General features: G+C 35.9%; 16 protein-coding genes and 2 tRNA genes. 10 read left to right on the top strand and 8 right to left on the bottom strand.

Going from position 1 to position 14,669, the window contains the following annotated elements:
• Window positions 1-9 precede the first annotated feature (9 nt).
• Window positions 10-91, top strand: a tRNA-Leu gene (locus ACSHWW_RS03010).
• Window positions 92-132: 41 nt separating this feature from the next.
• Here ACSHWW_RS03010 and ACSHWW_RS03005 read toward each other — a convergent pair.
• From ACSHWW_RS03005 to ACSHWW_RS02995, 3 genes are all read right to left on the bottom strand, one after another.
• Window positions 133-1,215 carry a heparan-alpha-glucosaminide N-acetyltransferase gene (locus ACSHWW_RS03005; RefSeq protein WP_435680934.1) on the bottom strand — a complete coding sequence of 361 codons (1,083 nt, stop codon included), beginning with the start codon at window positions 1,213-1,215 and terminating at the stop codon, window positions 133-135.
• An 88-nt stretch (window positions 1,216-1,303) separates the two neighbouring features.
• Complete coding sequence (locus ACSHWW_RS03000) at window positions 1,304-1,534, bottom strand: hypothetical protein (protein WP_435680933.1); 231 nt, start codon at window positions 1,532-1,534, stop codon at window positions 1,304-1,306.
• Between the two features lie 281 nt (window positions 1,535-1,815).
• Window positions 1,816-1,889, bottom strand: a tRNA-Asp gene (locus ACSHWW_RS02995).
• Between the two features lie 157 nt (window positions 1,890-2,046).
• On the opposite strand from ACSHWW_RS02995, the gene ACSHWW_RS02990 reads away from it, so the two are divergent.
• Complete coding sequence (locus ACSHWW_RS02990; RefSeq protein ID WP_435680932.1) at window positions 2,047-2,850, top strand: HAD family hydrolase; 804 nt, start codon at window positions 2,047-2,049, stop codon at window positions 2,848-2,850.
• An 82-nt stretch (window positions 2,851-2,932) separates the two neighbouring features.
• Here the strand turns inward: ACSHWW_RS02990 and ACSHWW_RS02985 are convergent, their stop codons facing one another.
• Window positions 2,933-3,463 (bottom strand): dihydrolipoamide dehydrogenase, encoded by a 531-nt coding sequence (locus tag ACSHWW_RS02985; protein ID WP_435680931.1) that lies wholly within the window; start codon window positions 3,461-3,463, stop codon window positions 2,933-2,935.
• Window positions 3,464-3,514: 51 nt separating this feature from the next.
• Between ACSHWW_RS02985 and ACSHWW_RS02980 the strand changes: the two genes are divergently transcribed.
• Together ACSHWW_RS02980 and ACSHWW_RS02975 are read left to right on the top strand one after the other, a co-directional pair.
• Complete coding sequence (locus ACSHWW_RS02980) at window positions 3,515-4,654, top strand: tetratricopeptide repeat protein (protein WP_435680930.1); 1,140 nt, start codon at window positions 3,515-3,517, stop codon at window positions 4,652-4,654.
• Window positions 4,655-4,675: 21 nt separating this feature from the next.
• Window positions 4,676-5,155 carry a hypothetical protein gene (locus tag ACSHWW_RS02975; protein WP_435680929.1) on the top strand — a complete coding sequence of 160 codons (480 nt, stop codon included), beginning with the start codon at window positions 4,676-4,678 and terminating at the stop codon, window positions 5,153-5,155.
• Here ACSHWW_RS02975 and ACSHWW_RS02970 read toward each other — a convergent pair.
• Complete coding sequence (locus ACSHWW_RS02970; protein ID WP_435680928.1) at window positions 5,145-6,281, bottom strand: glycosyltransferase; 1,137 nt, start codon at window positions 6,279-6,281, stop codon at window positions 5,145-5,147. The two genes, ACSHWW_RS02975 and ACSHWW_RS02970, sit on opposite strands and share 11 nt — an antisense overlap.
• Window positions 6,281-7,183, bottom strand: coding sequence for a lysylphosphatidylglycerol synthase domain-containing protein (locus ACSHWW_RS02965; protein WP_435680927.1), 903 nt, complete (start codon window positions 7,181-7,183; stop codon window positions 6,281-6,283). The genes ACSHWW_RS02970 and ACSHWW_RS02965 overlap by 1 nt, the downstream gene beginning before the upstream one ends.
• A gap of 19 nt (window positions 7,184-7,202) precedes the next feature.
• On the opposite strand from ACSHWW_RS02965, the gene ruvC reads away from it, so the two are divergent.
• The 6 genes from ruvC to ACSHWW_RS02935 all read left to right on the top strand — a co-directional run bounded on the left by ruvC (window position 7,203) and on the right by ACSHWW_RS02935 (window position 12,683).
• Window positions 7,203-7,757 carry a crossover junction endodeoxyribonuclease RuvC gene (ruvC, locus tag ACSHWW_RS02960; RefSeq protein WP_435680926.1) on the top strand — a complete coding sequence of 185 codons (555 nt, stop codon included), beginning with the start codon at window positions 7,203-7,205 and terminating at the stop codon, window positions 7,755-7,757.
• 156 nt (window positions 7,758-7,913) lie between these two features.
• Complete coding sequence (locus ACSHWW_RS02955) at window positions 7,914-8,531, top strand: TIGR04282 family arsenosugar biosynthesis glycosyltransferase (protein ID WP_435680925.1); 618 nt, start codon at window positions 7,914-7,916, stop codon at window positions 8,529-8,531.
• On the top strand, window positions 8,524-9,342 hold the full coding sequence (locus ACSHWW_RS02950; RefSeq protein ID WP_435680924.1) for a purine-nucleoside phosphorylase: 819 nt from the start codon (window positions 8,524-8,526) through the stop codon (window positions 9,340-9,342). The genes ACSHWW_RS02955 and ACSHWW_RS02950 overlap by 8 nt, the downstream gene beginning before the upstream one ends.
• A gap of 165 nt (window positions 9,343-9,507) precedes the next feature.
• On the top strand, window positions 9,508-10,284 hold the full coding sequence (locus ACSHWW_RS02945; protein WP_435680923.1) for a DUF547 domain-containing protein: 777 nt from the start codon (window positions 9,508-9,510) through the stop codon (window positions 10,282-10,284).
• A gap of 38 nt (window positions 10,285-10,322) precedes the next feature.
• On the top strand, window positions 10,323-11,060 hold the full coding sequence (locus tag ACSHWW_RS02940) for a TIGR04283 family arsenosugar biosynthesis glycosyltransferase (RefSeq protein ID WP_435680922.1): 738 nt from the start codon (window positions 10,323-10,325) through the stop codon (window positions 11,058-11,060).
• A gap of 108 nt (window positions 11,061-11,168) precedes the next feature.
• Window positions 11,169-12,683, top strand: coding sequence for a T9SS type A sorting domain-containing protein (locus ACSHWW_RS02935; protein ID WP_435680921.1), 1,515 nt, complete (start codon window positions 11,169-11,171; stop codon window positions 12,681-12,683).
• Window positions 12,684-12,686: 3 nt separating this feature from the next.
• On the opposite strand, the gene ACSHWW_RS02930 is transcribed toward ACSHWW_RS02935, so the two are convergent.
• Window positions 12,687-13,343: an HD domain-containing protein gene (locus ACSHWW_RS02930; RefSeq protein WP_435680920.1), complete on the bottom strand. Its 657-nt coding sequence runs from the start codon at window positions 13,341-13,343 to the stop codon at window positions 12,687-12,689.
• 60 nt (window positions 13,344-13,403) lie between these two features.
• Entirely contained in the window at window positions 13,404-14,669 is a 1,266-nt protein-coding gene (locus ACSHWW_RS02925) for a hypothetical protein (protein WP_435680919.1), read from the bottom strand.

Below are 14,669 nucleotides of genomic sequence, written 5' to 3'. Positions count from 1 at the left end.
ACTAGTTACGCGGATGTGATGGAACTGGTAGACATGCTAGACTTAGGATCTAGTGCTTCACGGCGTGCAGGTTCGATTCCTGTCATCCGCACAAAAAAAGCTCTTCAGAAATGAAGGGCTTTTTTGTTATTATCATTTTTTCTTAAAATAACCTCTCAACTTATTATAAATAAAAGCATTGGTCTTGATACCATAGAGTGCTATCAAGCAAACAATTATAATAAACAGAATGGCTCCTATAGCCGCGGGATAAGGATTGAGTGTTTTACCTATAAGCTGAGATAACCCAAAACCAGTTAGACTTCCATAAATGATAACAAAGTGAACTACATAAATAGAAAGTGTTTTTTGCCCTATTTTGAAAATCATTTGGTTAGTCATCAATTGTTCTAGCGCATAAAATATACCTAGTAAGATTAGTACATTTCCTAAACGGGTGTATAGATAATTGTAATAAGCTACTTCTTTAAAAACAACCACATCACTCCATCGATACATCCACATAAAGAAGTGTGAAGAGTTATAAATGAGTAATGTTCCTATGATTAAAAGTCCTGAGACTAAAATAGGTTTGAACTTTTCTTTTCCTACATAACGGTAGAACAGTGAAGCGATAAATGCACCAATAGACATATAACCTAGCCAAGGTAATATGGTGAAAATGGAGCCGTTTGATTTTGTAAGGTAATTTGCAAATATTAATGGGATATCTGTTGTGTCCAGTTCACGATACCACGGTTCCAACGTGAAAATCGCTATTCCTAAAACGAGCATAAGAATAGAAAACAGTAAGGACTTTTTAAATGTCAGATAATACAAGCCAACTGTGATAATAATAGAGAGACCTATAATTTGTAACACATCTATGACTAGAAAATAATTTCTAAAAGTTCCTGTGAGCCATTCAAAAATGGGTGCTCTAAGTCCGTAACCTATAGCGATTAATAATAAACCTCTTGTTAATCCTTTCCTTATACGTTCTGGTGCCTGTCCTTTTTTCTTAGATTTCATCAATAGGTAAGTAAAGATGATTCCAGAAATAGTAAAAAAGGTAGGAGCTGTAATACCTCTAAAGTAGCTCCAGATTTGAAATATGATACTATCTGGATCTCTATATTCTGGAGCGAGAAGTGTATCAATAAAGTGACCTTGCAACATCATAAGAATTGCAAAGGCACGAACAGCATCAATAAAGAAAAGTCGGTTAGTTTTCAAAAGGTCATTTCCTAATGTAAAACTAGGGTTAATTTTATAAAAAAAGCAGCCGTTAAAGCTGCTTTTAAATTATGCGTTGACTATTAAACTAGTCATCAGTTTTTACTTTCTCGACATTGCCGTTTTCATCATATTTTATTTTGGTCTCGCTACCGTCCGCATTTTCAATTTTCACTTTATCTTCTTTAACTTTAACTTCATCAGCATTCTCTATCATTTCTTGTGCTTTCTCTTCAGCAGTTTCTGCTTCATTTCTGCAAGCTGTTAGAGATAATGCAAAAATTGATACTAAAAAGATTTTCTGAATTACATTTTTCATAATGGTAGGTTTTGAAATTATAGATGGAATATAAGTTTATCAAGTAAATTATATTACAATATTTCGTTAAAAACATCTTTACTCAAGATAAGTACAATCGGGAAATGTAAAAGCAAATTTTTAAAGAATATTCAGAAGATTGAAACTTCTATAAAACAAAAAAGCCTCTCCGTTTGGAAAAGCTTCTCAAAAAGTGTCTTGTGACACCTTCTCAAATCCTCAATTATTTTAGAGGATACACAACTTGAATTGTATTTGGTTTCTTTATTAAACCAAAAAAGCGGTCTGGACGAGACTCGAACTCGCGACCCTCTGCGTGACAGGCAGATATTCTAACCAACTGAACTACCAGACCGTGTTCTTTAATGAACGTTGCTATCACATTTCTGCGTTAGCGGTTGCAAATATACTTTTCATTTTAATATCTGCAAGTACTTTTTAAAAATAATTCAAAATATTTTTGCCTTTGATTTAATTGGAACGATTTACATTTGTTTTTTATCTCGAAATACATGATTCAACTCCTCGCCACAGACATAGACGGCACTTTACTCGATGAACACCGATTTCTTTCGGCTCAGACATTGAAAGCGTTTCAAAAAGTAAATTACTTGCCGTTAATATTGATTTCGGCTCGCATGCCACAGGCTATGTACTATTTGCAAGACGCTTTGCAAAAAAAGGAAATGCCTATTATTTGTTATAATGGCGCGCTCGTTTTGAATCAACAAAAACAATTACACAGCACTACAATTCCTTTCAAAGACATCGAGGCCATCGCTCAGATTGCTCTTGAAAACAATTTGCATTGTAGTATTTATAGAGGCGCAGAGTGGTTTGTACCAGAACTGGATTATTGGGCACAGCGCGAGGAAAATAATACTCGAGTTACACCACAAGTACAGGCTTTGGAGACTACATTAGCTTATTTTAAGGAAACGCAGCAACAAGGTGGTGCTCATAAAATTATGTTGATGGGTGATCGAGATGCTATGGATCACGCTTTCGCGAAAGCGGGAAAATTACAATCCCAACTACATCTATATCGATCTAAAGACACCTATACTGAAATATCGCCTATGGACATCTCAAAAAAAACAGCCCTAGAATTATTAATTAAAGAGTGTTTTCCGGAAGTGCAGATGCAACATGTCGCTGCTTTTGGAGATAATTATAACGATGTGGAAATGATTGCAGGAGTAGGTCATGGAGTGGCTGTTGATAACGCAAGAGATGAGGTAAAAGCAGTGGCTGCTTATCAAACCGCACATCACAAAGAGCATGGAGTTGCTCAATGGATTGAAATGTATTTATAAAAGAAAAGGCGAAACTCTCTAAAGAGTAACGCCTTCTCCACCTCAAATGTCATCATTTGATTCCCTGAGCGAGATGTTATTTTTATTCAATCGTAATGATGTCTTGCGAGTTCAATCCTGCAAGATTCATAACGGAGTTGTAATCTGTAATGTCTAGTAATGGATTTGAAGCCAAATCAACCGGTAGAATAACTATTCTGAAAGTTTGATTATCTAAATCTCCAGGAGCTAAGTCGTTAAAATCAAAAGTACTCGGTGCATCTAGAAAAATAGTCGCATCACCGTTGGTAGCGTCATAGTTGTATTGGAATTCACCAAAGTCTGTATAAACCGTTTGTGGTAATAATCTCCACACATCTACAGTACCGCCATTATTCCCAGGAACTTCATCCCATAAAATGTAAATAAGCGTCATGTCAGTATCAAATACCTCAATATTATTTGGGTAAATAACAAGTTGAGAGTAATCTGGAGCACTGAAACTCTCTGTGACTTCAAAAGATTGAGCAACAATATTAGTTCCATTGGTACCATTAAATCCTGGTGGACCTTGTGGACCTTCACAAGAAATAAATACTACGGCTAGTGTTAAAAGTAGAGCTAGTTTTTTCATAATACATGTAATTTCTTTTGATTCTTCAATAACCTTGCCTAATTTTAGGAAATGAAGAAAAAAGTTGTTTTTTTAATAGCAGTGTTGGTTTCTTGGGGTACCTTTTCACAATTAGATGCTGGTGATGAACTAGCTCAAACTGGCAACTGGAAAGAAGCTATAAAAGAATATCAAAAAGCACCACAAAATGCCGTACGAGAATTTAAGCTGGCTCAGGCATATTCACAATTGGGAAATAATTCCAAAGCTATTTCCTATTATAGAAAAGGTTTTTTACAAGACAGTACTACCCTTAAACCTATGTACGAATATGGAAAGTTATTGATTAACAGTCAACAATTTGTAGATGCAATTCCGGTATTTGAATCATTAAAAGAACGACAAGTTGAAAATGCAAGCTTTCATTACTACCTAGGTGAAGCATGGTCTGGATTGAATCAAATTGATAATGCTATTAAAGCCTATAACAGCGCATTAACTATAGATGAGGATTACCGTGCCGCACGATTAGAATTAATTAAAAACTTGATTCAAAACAGAGATTTTATTGTAGCTGTTCAGTTTGCAAAACAAGGCATCAAAATGGATTCTACAGATGTAAAGATGAATAGTTACCTGGCTCAAGCTTATATGAATGCTAAGTGGTATAGTAAAGCTGTCCCAGTTTTTGAACGTTTGTTTACCTTAGGTAATAATACTGAGTATAATCGTAATGGACTCGCTTTCTCCTATTTTCAAGAGAAACAATTTGAAAAGGCAATTGATCAGTATCTCATATACATGGAGGATTATGATGATAAAAAGCCTGGTATATATTTCAATCTTAGCATTGCTTATATGAAATTAGAGCGCTTTGATGAAGCTATTGATGCTATTGAAACTGCTATTGCGTTAAAGCGACCTTTACTAGATAGAGAATATGTGCAACTAGCAGCTGTTCATGCTCGTAATCAAGATATTAAAAATGCTTTTTTTGCGCTTAAAATGGCTCAAAAAGAGCGTACTGATGATGCGTTAATTAATTACCAGCTGGCAGTGGCGGCAGACCGCTACTTTGAAGATAAAAAAACCATCATTCCATACTATGAAAAGTACTTAGAACTTCATGGAGAGAAAAGCGATTATGGCACTCTAGCCGCAGAACGTCTCTCAGATTTAAAGGAAGCGGTTTTCATGAATGGCGACGATTAGAAAAATGGTATTTTTACAGCCATGATGCGATTTACTATCTTACTGGTAATCATGATGTGTGCGATGGCATCATCTTGTCGCACGCAAGAACAAAATGAAACCGAAGCCAATCAAATCGCCCAGCAGCGACTGCAAGAAATAGATTTATCGCAACCTGATACCTATCCGCTGTTTGAAGGTTGTGGTGAGCTTGAAAATGCGACCACTTGTTTCTATGAGAAACTTCAAGAACAAGTTGCTTTAAAATTAAAAGACCATCAACTCCAGTTTGAGATTACACAACGTGATAGTGTCATGGCAGTTCTATTAGTAAATAAAAAAGGAACGATCAGTTATCAAGGACTGCAAGTTCCTCCTGTAAATAGCAGAGAAAAAATGGTGGATTCTTTACTTCAATCGAGATTACATGACATTTGTAAAATAGATCCGGCGACTAAAAATGGAATACCAGTTAGTGCTTCTTTTCTTTTACCAGTCGTCATTAAACCAGCTATACATTAACTTCTCGCTCTTTCCATCTCGGTTTTCTTAAACTTTTTAATGCGATAAGAATAACTACCATAGGATATATAATTAACTGTGGTATCAAATGAAGAGGCCACTTCCTATTATTAAAAAACCGATTCCCAACAAATAAAACAATCACATCTACTAAAATTTTTACAGCCAAAATCGCAATTAATTGAGGAGTGCTTATCCAATTAAAAATCTTTAAAATAGGTGATACGATAAATAATAAACTCATTAACAATACTTGGAAACTGACTAGTTTATTCAATCCACTTTTGGTCGCGGTTCCTTTTTGAGCCCAGCGCACACGTTGATCAATCATGGAATTCCAGTTCATTTTAGGATATGTAGTAACTATGGCTTCTTGAGATTTGAGATAAGAACATTTCAGCACATCTTCTGCAACAAGTTTTTCCAGGAGAAAAATGTCGTCACCACTAGATATGTGATTATTTCCCTCATATCCATTCACGTCATGAAAGGCTTGTTGAGTAAATGACATGTTAGCGCCATTGCACATAAATGGTTGTCGTATGGAAAAACCGCCTATGGTAGTCATTTGTAGCGCAGTCATTTCGCTATGTTGTAGCTGTGTTAGCAAATTATCAGCCAGCTTAATTTCAACTGGTGCCGCTATAAAATGTGAATCGGGTAGGAGTTGGTATTGTTTATTATAAGCATGCAACCATTTTTTAGGTAGAATTACATCTGCATCTGTGCAAATGATATGCTGGTGTTGAGCTACTTTTAATGCTTGAGAAATCCCATCTTTTTTGGCGCTTTTAGAAATGGGAACTCTATTCAGTAGCATTGTGGAAATGTGACTATTTTGGGCAGAGAAATTTTCTAGAATTGTTAAACTCTCATCACTAGAGCTATCATTGATAAAGATGAATTCGACGCGTGTAAAATCATATTCTAGTTGTGAAATACTATGAAGTAAAGCTTTTAAGTTTTGAGCTTCGTTTCTATAGTTAATGATGACACTAAAGCTGAAGTCTGCAGTGACACTCGGTGGACTTGCTCGATGTGGTCGTGCTTTATAAGTTAAACCTTCTAGAACTAGTCCTAGAACGACAAATAAATATCCAAACGATATAACAATCACCCAAAACATCATACAGTTTTAAGCTTTTTAAAAGGCAATAACACGCAGCCTAGTAAGGTTGGGAAAAGTGTGTTTGTTCCCCAGACTATAGTGGTTGCAATTAAAATATGTCCATCATCATAAGTGCTACCATTAAAAATATAACTGGCAGTAGTCCACCTTACAGGAATATCAAAAATTTGAAACATAGGAATGACGGATACCGCAAAATAGTTTACAGCAATATTATCAATCCAAGAAATAAGTGCTGTCTCACTTTTAACAGTCCATAAAATAAGCAACCAGTTACTTGCAAACAGTACATATCTTAAAAGTGAGAACATCATAACCGTGCTCCAGGTTTTAAGGCTCACTTCTTTAATTTCCCACTTTTTTTGTATCCATAGAAATAATATGTAAATCAAACAGCATAAAGTAATCACGATAAAGCTGATGAAAAAAACGCCGTTTAAATCTTTGTTGAGGAATACGAGAAGCCCTAGAATTCCTAAAATAATAGTGATTATAAGTTGGCTTAAATTCCCCACAAAAACTCTGCTCAAAATCTTTCTGTGTTGCGGCTTTTCAAAATATAATGCCTTGAATGCAAATTCGCCAGCACGTAATGGAGTAATAAAACTTGCGGCTTGAGCAGTGAGACTTTGCGTTACGCTTTCGCGAAAGCGTATTTCTTCAACATCTCGTACTAACAACTGCCATTTTTTACTTTCCACTAGCCAGCTGGCAAGACTCAACAAAAGCATCAAAACAATAGAGTAGAGCGGAATGTCCTGCAGGTAGTCAAGTGCCATATCCATTCTTAATGGCCTGTCTTTCCATTGAAAATACAGCACAATAACGCATGCAATGAGCACCAAAATCTTGAGAGATGGAGCGAGGAATTGCTTAGCTTTGTGCCAGGTGCTAGTCATAGCCCGAAAAATACAACAATTGGCAACAGAAAAAATCATTCTCGGTATAGATCCTGGAACAGCTCTTATGGGTTTTGGGATTATTAAAGTCGTGGGAAAAACGATGACTTTTGTACAAATGAACGAGCTCGATTTGCGCAAATACAGCGATCATTACGTGAAGTTGCGCAAGATTTTTGAACGTACCATTGAGCTCATAGATTCTCATCATCCAGATGAGATTGCGCTGGAGGCACCGTTTTTTGGTAAAAATGTGCAGTCCATGCTCAAGCTAGGTCGCGCACAAGGAGTTGCCATGGCAGCTGGACTTTCTAGAGATATTCCTGTAACTGAATATGCGCCACGTAAAATCAAGCAATCTATCACTGGAAAAGGAACAGCAAGTAAAGAGCAAGTCGCAAAAATGCTTCAAAGCCTGCTCGGTTTCAAAGAATTGCCTAAAAACCTAGACATGACTGACGGTCTTGCCGCAGCCGTGTGCCATTTTTATAATAGCGGTAGAGTTGAGGTAGGGAAAAGCTATACCGGCTGGGCAGCCTTTGTGAAGCAAAATGAAAAACGTGTGAAGAAATAATCGTGTCTTAAAAGTCTCCCTTTGAAGGGAGATTTAGAGGGATGTTGCGTTGCATAACTTTAAGAAGTGGATTTCCATTACCGTTCACTTAAATTTTCCCATTTCCATAACATAATTGTGATAAAGGAATTGCATTTTTGATATTCAAATAAATTTATGTCTTCATCAAACGCACTTATTATTTTTACACGTAATCCCGAATTAGGAAAAGGGAAAAGACGTCTTGCCGCAACGGTAGGAGATGAAGCTGCATTTGAGATTTATAAATTCCTTCTTCATCATACTAGAGAGATTACCAAAACCGTTAACGCGCAACCGCAAGTCTGGTACTCAGAGAAAGTTCATGAAAACGATGATTGGGATAATAATCGTTATAAGAAATTCCAGCAGCAAGGACAAGACCTGGGAATACGCATGCAACACGCCTTTGAAACTGCTTTTCAATCACATGATAAAGTCATTATCATAGGTAGTGACATGCATGATTTGACTACTGAAGATTTGAATCGAGCTTTTGAATTATTAGATACAAAAGATGCGGTAATAGGTCCAGCGATAGATGGTGGTTATTACCTACTCGGATTTAAAAATAAAGTACCTGATAATGTCTTCTCAAACAAAGTTTGGGGAACAGAAACCGTACTTGAAGAAACTTTAAAAGACTTAAAAACTATAAATTACACCATGCTAGAGCCGCGCAACGATGTCGATTTTTATGAGGATATCAAAGACGTTCCAGCATTTCAACCTTTTTTAAAACACATACATGCTTAGTAAAAAACAACTCGCAGACTCTATAGAATATTTAGTGAATCAAGGTTTTGACGCTCCAGAAGTAGGAATCGTTCTAGGAACAGGTTTAGGTCAACTGGTCAATAGCATTGAGAACCAAAAAGTCGCACATTACAACAACATTCCTTCCTTTCCACTAGCAACGGTAGAATTCCATACTGGAAAATTGATTTATGGAGATCTAGGCGGTAAAAAAGTAGTGGTGATGCAAGGTCGTTTTCACTTGTATGAAGGTTATGATTTTATAGACATTACTTACCCTATACGTGTGATGCATGGATTAGGAATTAAAAATCTATTAGTTTCAAATGCCGCTGGAGCAGTTAATCTAGACATGAAAAAAGGAGACATGATGGTTATAGACGACCACATCAATCTTCAGGGTGGTAGTCCGCTGGCGTTTAAAAACGTGAGTGAGTTTGGAGAACGATTTACAGACATGAGCGCTCCATATGATGCAAACATGAATGAGTTACTTTTAAAACTAGCCAAGGATCAAGGAACTACGATTCACAAAGGAGTTTATGCTAGTGTAGTAGGACCCCAATTAGAAACCAGAGCAGAATATAGAATGCTCAAACTCATGGGAGCAGATGCAGTAGGAATGAGTACCGTTCCAGAAATCATAGTCGCAAATCACTTGAACCTACCAGTTTGTGCCGTTTCTGTCCTTACAGATGAGTGCGATCCAGATGATTTAAAACCAGTTGACATCGCAGAGATTATTGCCATCGCTGGAGAGGCAGAGCCTAAAATGGTGCGTTTGTTCCAGAGTCTTATTAAGCAATTGTAGAAAATTCCCTTTAACTTATAGATGTTTAACAAGCTCTAGATGTTGTGATTTTATTGTGATGTATTGAAACTACTTTTGATTATTATTAGAGATAGACATAAGGTTTTTTTAAAACTCTAAGTACCACATTTACGTACATCTTTTAACTCATATAAATCACAATTCATGAAATACATGTATATCACCTTTTTAATAATCCTATTCACATCATGTGTAGGAGGAAAAGATTTAACTTATAATACCTTAGCAAGTGATCAAGAACTAGTAGACGCTACAAATGATGTTATGGACCATTCCATTTGGGATGGATTGTTGAAAAAGCACGTAAATGATAAAGGCTTTGTTAACTATACAGCCTTTAAAAAAGATCAAGCAATGCTTAAAGAATATTTGCAATATCTTAATGATAATGCACCGGTAAAAACGACAAGCATTAATGAACAATTTGCATATTATATCAATCTGTATAATGCTGCTACGGTAAATTTGATACTAGAAAACGATATGCCAGCAAGTATCAAGGATATAAGTGGACCACTGGGTCAGGTATGGTTAGTAGAACATGTAATGATTAATGATAAGGCATATTCACTTGCTGCTGTAGAGAAAAATGTACTACAAAAAATGGGTGATCCACGCATACACTTTGCTATTAATTGTGCTAGTTTTTCTTGTCCTAAACTGCAAAACACTGCTTTTACAGCGACTAATTTAAATAGCCTCATGGATAAATCTGCTCGTGAGTTTATCAACTCAGATAAAAATGATTTATCAAATACGGCAGCACCTCAATTGAGTAAAATATTTGATTGGTATAAAAGCGATTTTACAGATACTGGAGTTTCCATAATTGCATACATTAATAAATATGCAACAACTCCTTTAGATAGTGAAGCGACTATCTCTTATAAGGACTATGACTGGTCATTAAATAAGCAGTAAATGCAAAACTATTCACCTAGTTATATCGTACTTATTTTATGATAAGTATTATTATTCCAGTCCTCAATGAGGAACTCACTATACATAATCTATTAACTCATTTAGTTGATAAGGCTGGTGATAGCAATTCTTTAGAGATTATTATTGTAGATGGTGGTAGTGTAGATGACACTGGCGCTGTTGTTCACGCTTTCGCGAAAGCGTATCCACAAACATCTTTACAGTTCCTCACCGCCGGAAAAGGACGTGGAACACAAATGCACGCAGGTTCTCAAATAGCAAAAGGAGAAATCCTTTACTTCCTTCATGCCGATTCTTATCCGCCAAAAAATTATGATCAGCATATTATAAAAGCTGTTGAAAATGGAAATCCAGCGGGATGTTTCAGGATGCGATTTATGAGCTGGAACTGGTGGTTGATTATCATAGGTTGGTTCACTAGGTTCTCATGGCGAGCAAGTCGTGGTGGCGATCAATCACAGTATATTACTAGAGGATTATATGATAAGTTAGGTGGTTATAATACCAGTATTCCTATCTATGAAGATTATGAATTGATTCATAGATTATATGATAATGGGACATATCACGTAATTCCTAAATGGCTCAAAACCAGTGCGCGACGCTATGAAGAAATAGGTGTTTATAAACTGCAATGGTTTTATATCACAATCTACTGGAAGAAGCGCAACGGCGCCACTATTGATGAGATTTATGAATATTATTTAGACTGGTGCCAGCCAGAAAAAGTCATACAAACTAACAGCCGTAATTAATTTTTGAACGATTCTTTAAGGAAAATATTCTTGCTCATTAAGAAATACAATTTCCTCATTCATCAACCATAAAGTTTATTTAGATTTGCACCTCTTAAAAATGGTCAAATGAAGAAGAGTATTCAGTTATTTATCTTAATAGGTTTTGCAAACCTCATGTTTTCTCAAACTCTAGATTCTAGTTTTGGTAATGGAGGAAAAGTGATTCAGTCGGTGAACTCTGGTGAGGATAAAGCGTTCAGTGTTTTACAACAAACTGATGGAAAGTTAATCGTGAGTGGTTATACGTTTAGTTCGGTTTTTGGCTATGATTTTCTATGTTTAAGATATAATATTGATGGAACATTAGATTCCACGTTTGGTAATAATGGAGTGGTTACTATAGACGTACAGCCAGGTGCAGATGATAGAAGTTACTCGTCAGACTTGCAGTTAGATGGTAAAATTGTACTTGCTGGATATTCAGATGATGGAACTGATAGAGATGGAGCAGTTGTAAGATTAAATACTGACGGTTCTCTGGACACTAGTTTTGGAGTAGGAGGAAAGGCTATTACAAATGTGAGGTTTGAGGATATATATAATGCCGTAAAAGTGCATTTAGTGACTGGAAATATAGTTGTAGGTGGAGCATCTTATTCTAGTACAAACAGAGCAAGACCTATTTTTGCTCGATATACTTCAACAGGAGTATTAGACACCACATTTAACGGTACAGGATTTATAGACTCTATGCCTAGTCCTATTAACACGAGTGCAGTTGAACTTGTCGTTGAGGACATAGCTTTAAAATCAAATGGAAGAATTACCGCTGTAGGATGGGTTGCTGGTGGCTCCTTTGGTGATGAGCACTATCATTGTAGAATTAATACAGACGGTAGTTTAGATACCACCTTTGATACAAATGGATATGATTTCTCTGTAATTACAACAGGAAATGATAGAACTTACTCTATACTCTTAAACGCAGATGATAGCTTTGTTTTCAGTGGTTACACACCATGGACATCTTCTGACTATCGCACTTATATTTCTACTACGCCATCATCAGGAACTTCTACTTCACTGCAGAGTTGGTTGACACAAGGAGCAAATTCAAAAGAAGTAGGTTTTGGTCTTGAAAGAGATCAACAAGGAAAAGTCCTGGTTGCTGGATTTAGCGTTGATGCACAGGATGTATCTTCATTTTTATTAACTCGTAATAATGCAGATTATTCTAACGATACCACTTTTGGGAATGCAGGTTATGTGACAACTGCTTTTGGAGCTTATGCAGGAGCTTATGATTTACTAGTACAACAAGATGGTAAAATAGTACTTGTAGGTTATACAGATGATGATCTTGCCATCGCACGATATACAGATGACAGTCTTTCTCTTACTGAGAGCAACCTATTAAACATAACGCTATATCCTAATCCTGCGAAAGATTTTATATCATTAAATAACTTACAGGCAGATCATAATTTCCAAATTATAGATCTTAATGGAAAGCTTATTTCTCAAGGAAACGTTTCTAGTGTGGAGAATAGAATAAACGTGAAATCGCTAAGTAATGGGTTCTACTTTCTAGTAGTAAAGGATGGAGAACAAAGTAAAACTTTTAAGTTCTCTAAGAATTAGATTTTAGAGCGTTCCATTCCACTCAGCATAGAACTGATTTAAAAAATTTTCCATGTATTCATGGCGCTTTTGAGCCAGTTCTTTACCAGTTTGCGTATTCATACGATCTTTTAAAAGCAATAATTTCTCATAAAAATGATTGATGGTAGGAGCTGTACTTTTTTTGTATTGCTCTACGGTCATATTTAAATCGGGTTTGATCTCAGGATTATAAATCGCTCGGTTTTTAAAACCACCATAATTGAAAGTGCGTGCGATTCCTATGGCACCTAGAGCATCTAATCGATCAGCATCTTGAATGATGTCAAGTTCTTTACTTTTAAAACTCTGATCTTGATGACCACCTTTAAAAGAAATGTATTTGATAATGTTCTCTACGTGCTCAATTATTGATTCATCAAGTCGTTGTTTTTCTAGAAATTCACGAGCCACTTTAGGTCCTATAGTATCATCGCCGTCATGGAATTTTGAATCGGCTATATCATGGAGTAGGGCACCTAGTTCTATGATAAATAAATCTACGTTTGATTCACTCGCTGCGATCAGTTTTGCGTTTTTCCACACACGTTCTATATGAAACCAGTCGTGTCCGCCTTCGGCATTATGGAGTTGTTGTTTTACAAAGGTGATGGTTTTATCTATTACTGCTTGCTGGGACATTAGGTTGTTTTATTACGCTTTCGCGAAAGCAAAACTATAACAAAGAATATAAAATGAAGTTTAAAGTTGCAGCGGCACTTTAAATCTGGATAAATGGTTCACCAGCGGCGCTTGATAGAGTTCCTCAGTCGCGTCAAGAACATATAGATACGACTCTAATAATTCATACTCCAATTTCACCAGCTCGATTTTATTTTTATGCTGTATGATTTCCAGTTTTAAAATGCGCATAGCAGGAACGTCTGGACTGTTTTTATAAAGTTCCAGTAGTTTTGTAATACTGCTGTTTTCAAGCTGTGATGAGCGATTTAAGTATTGCTTTTTTAAATTCTCAAATTTTTGAAATTGATGGATTTGATTGAATTGAAATTCCTCTTTTGCTGCTATAAGAGATTGCTGTTCATCTAATTTCTTAAGCTGATATTCGTTTTTTTTCTGTCTTTGATTCCCGAAAAATGGCAAGTTAATCCCAATACCTATAGAGAAATTTTCATCAAAGAATGTATTTTTTTTACCTCCATATTTTGCCTGTACAAAATCTATGAGCTGTCGATCTTCTGCAAGATCTACCTTTAACTCTTGTTCTAAAACAGAGAGTTTTTTCTGTACATAATTTACTTTTTGAGACGTAATTGTGGCTTGTTCAAATTTGAGTGCTATAACATCTTGTGCATCGATAAGATCTTTAAAATCATTTAAATAAACAGGTTGGTCTAATTGCAGCTCATACGCACTGTGGAGTGCGAGCTCCTGGATTTTTTCTTTTGCTTGAGTAATTTTTAAAGTGGCGTCTTTTATTTGAGCCTCAGTATGAATGAGGTCTTCAACATTAAAATCTGTATCATAAACTTTAAGTTCAAGGAGTTGCATCTTTTTTTCAAGTTGCTCTTTTCTTTTTTGGTACAGTGTTACTAAATCAAGTTGTGCAGCATGTTGAAGAATTATAGTGTATCTACCTTTCAATATTTTATTAAAACGTAGTTGATTCTCTGCCTGCTGTTTATCTATTTTACTTTGCTGTAAAGCTTTTTGCTTAAATAGCGCGTTAAAAGAATTAGGCTTTGCTCGTACGGCATACTCTTGTCTGTTCAACAGGAAATCTCTAGATTCTGATCTTAACTGAATGTTTTTAAATAATGGCAACCTGTAATTTGCGGTATTTAAAAATTCGCTTTTTGCCTCATCCAGCTGTACGTAGGATGACTGACTTACCGATTGTAAAAATTCTGTACTCGTAATTTGAGCAAACATAGTACTACTGGACATGCATACTAATAGAATTGCTATATTTTTAACTGCTTTATATGTGATTAATAATTTGTGCAT

Source organism: Nonlabens sp. (genome assembly GCF_051251825.1).
Lineage (GTDB): Bacteria > Bacteroidota > Bacteroidia > Flavobacteriales > Flavobacteriaceae > Nonlabens.
The sequence above is the reverse complement of the archived record's forward strand: the minus strand, read 5'-3'. Positions and strand labels throughout refer to the sequence as shown.

Bases quoted from the DNA above. Each gene is read 5' to 3' on its own strand.
- ACSHWW_RS02965 (WP_435680927.1), bottom strand. From the start codon at position 7,183: ATGACTAGCACCTGGCACAAAGCTAAGCAATTCCTCGCTCCATCTCTC.
- ACSHWW_RS03000 (WP_435680933.1), bottom strand. From the start codon at position 1,534: ATGAAAAATGTAATTCAGAAAATCTTTTTAGTATCAATTTTTGCATTA.
- ACSHWW_RS02955 (WP_435680925.1), top strand. From the start codon at position 7,914: ATGTCTTCATCAAACGCACTTATTATTTTTACACGTAATCCCGAATTA.
- ACSHWW_RS02945 (WP_435680923.1), top strand. From the start codon at position 9,508: ATGAAATACATGTATATCACCTTTTTAATAATCCTATTCACATCATGT.
- ACSHWW_RS02990 (WP_435680932.1), top strand. From the start codon at position 2,047: ATGATTCAACTCCTCGCCACAGACATAGACGGCACTTTACTCGATGAA.
- ACSHWW_RS02980 (WP_435680930.1), top strand. From the start codon at position 3,515: ATGAAGAAAAAAGTTGTTTTTTTAATAGCAGTGTTGGTTTCTTGGGGT.
- ACSHWW_RS02935 (WP_435680921.1), top strand. From the start codon at position 11,169: ATGAAGAAGAGTATTCAGTTATTTATCTTAATAGGTTTTGCAAACCTC.
- ACSHWW_RS02975 (WP_435680929.1), top strand. From the start codon at position 4,676: ATGATGCGATTTACTATCTTACTGGTAATCATGATGTGTGCGATGGCA.
- ACSHWW_RS02930 (WP_435680920.1), bottom strand. From the start codon at position 13,343: ATGTCCCAGCAAGCAGTAATAGATAAAACCATCACCTTTGTAAAACAA.
- ACSHWW_RS02950 (WP_435680924.1), top strand. From the start codon at position 8,524: ATGCTTAGTAAAAAACAACTCGCAGACTCTATAGAATATTTAGTGAAT.
- ACSHWW_RS02985 (WP_435680931.1), bottom strand. From the start codon at position 3,463: ATGAAAAAACTAGCTCTACTTTTAACACTAGCCGTAGTATTTATTTCT.
- ACSHWW_RS02940 (WP_435680922.1), top strand. From the start codon at position 10,323: ATGATAAGTATTATTATTCCAGTCCTCAATGAGGAACTCACTATACAT.
- ACSHWW_RS02925 (WP_435680919.1), bottom strand. From the start codon at position 14,669: ATGCACAAATTATTAATCACATATAAAGCAGTTAAAAATATAGCAATT.
- ACSHWW_RS02970 (WP_435680928.1), bottom strand. From the start codon at position 6,281: ATGTTTTGGGTGATTGTTATATCGTTTGGATATTTATTTGTCGTTCTA.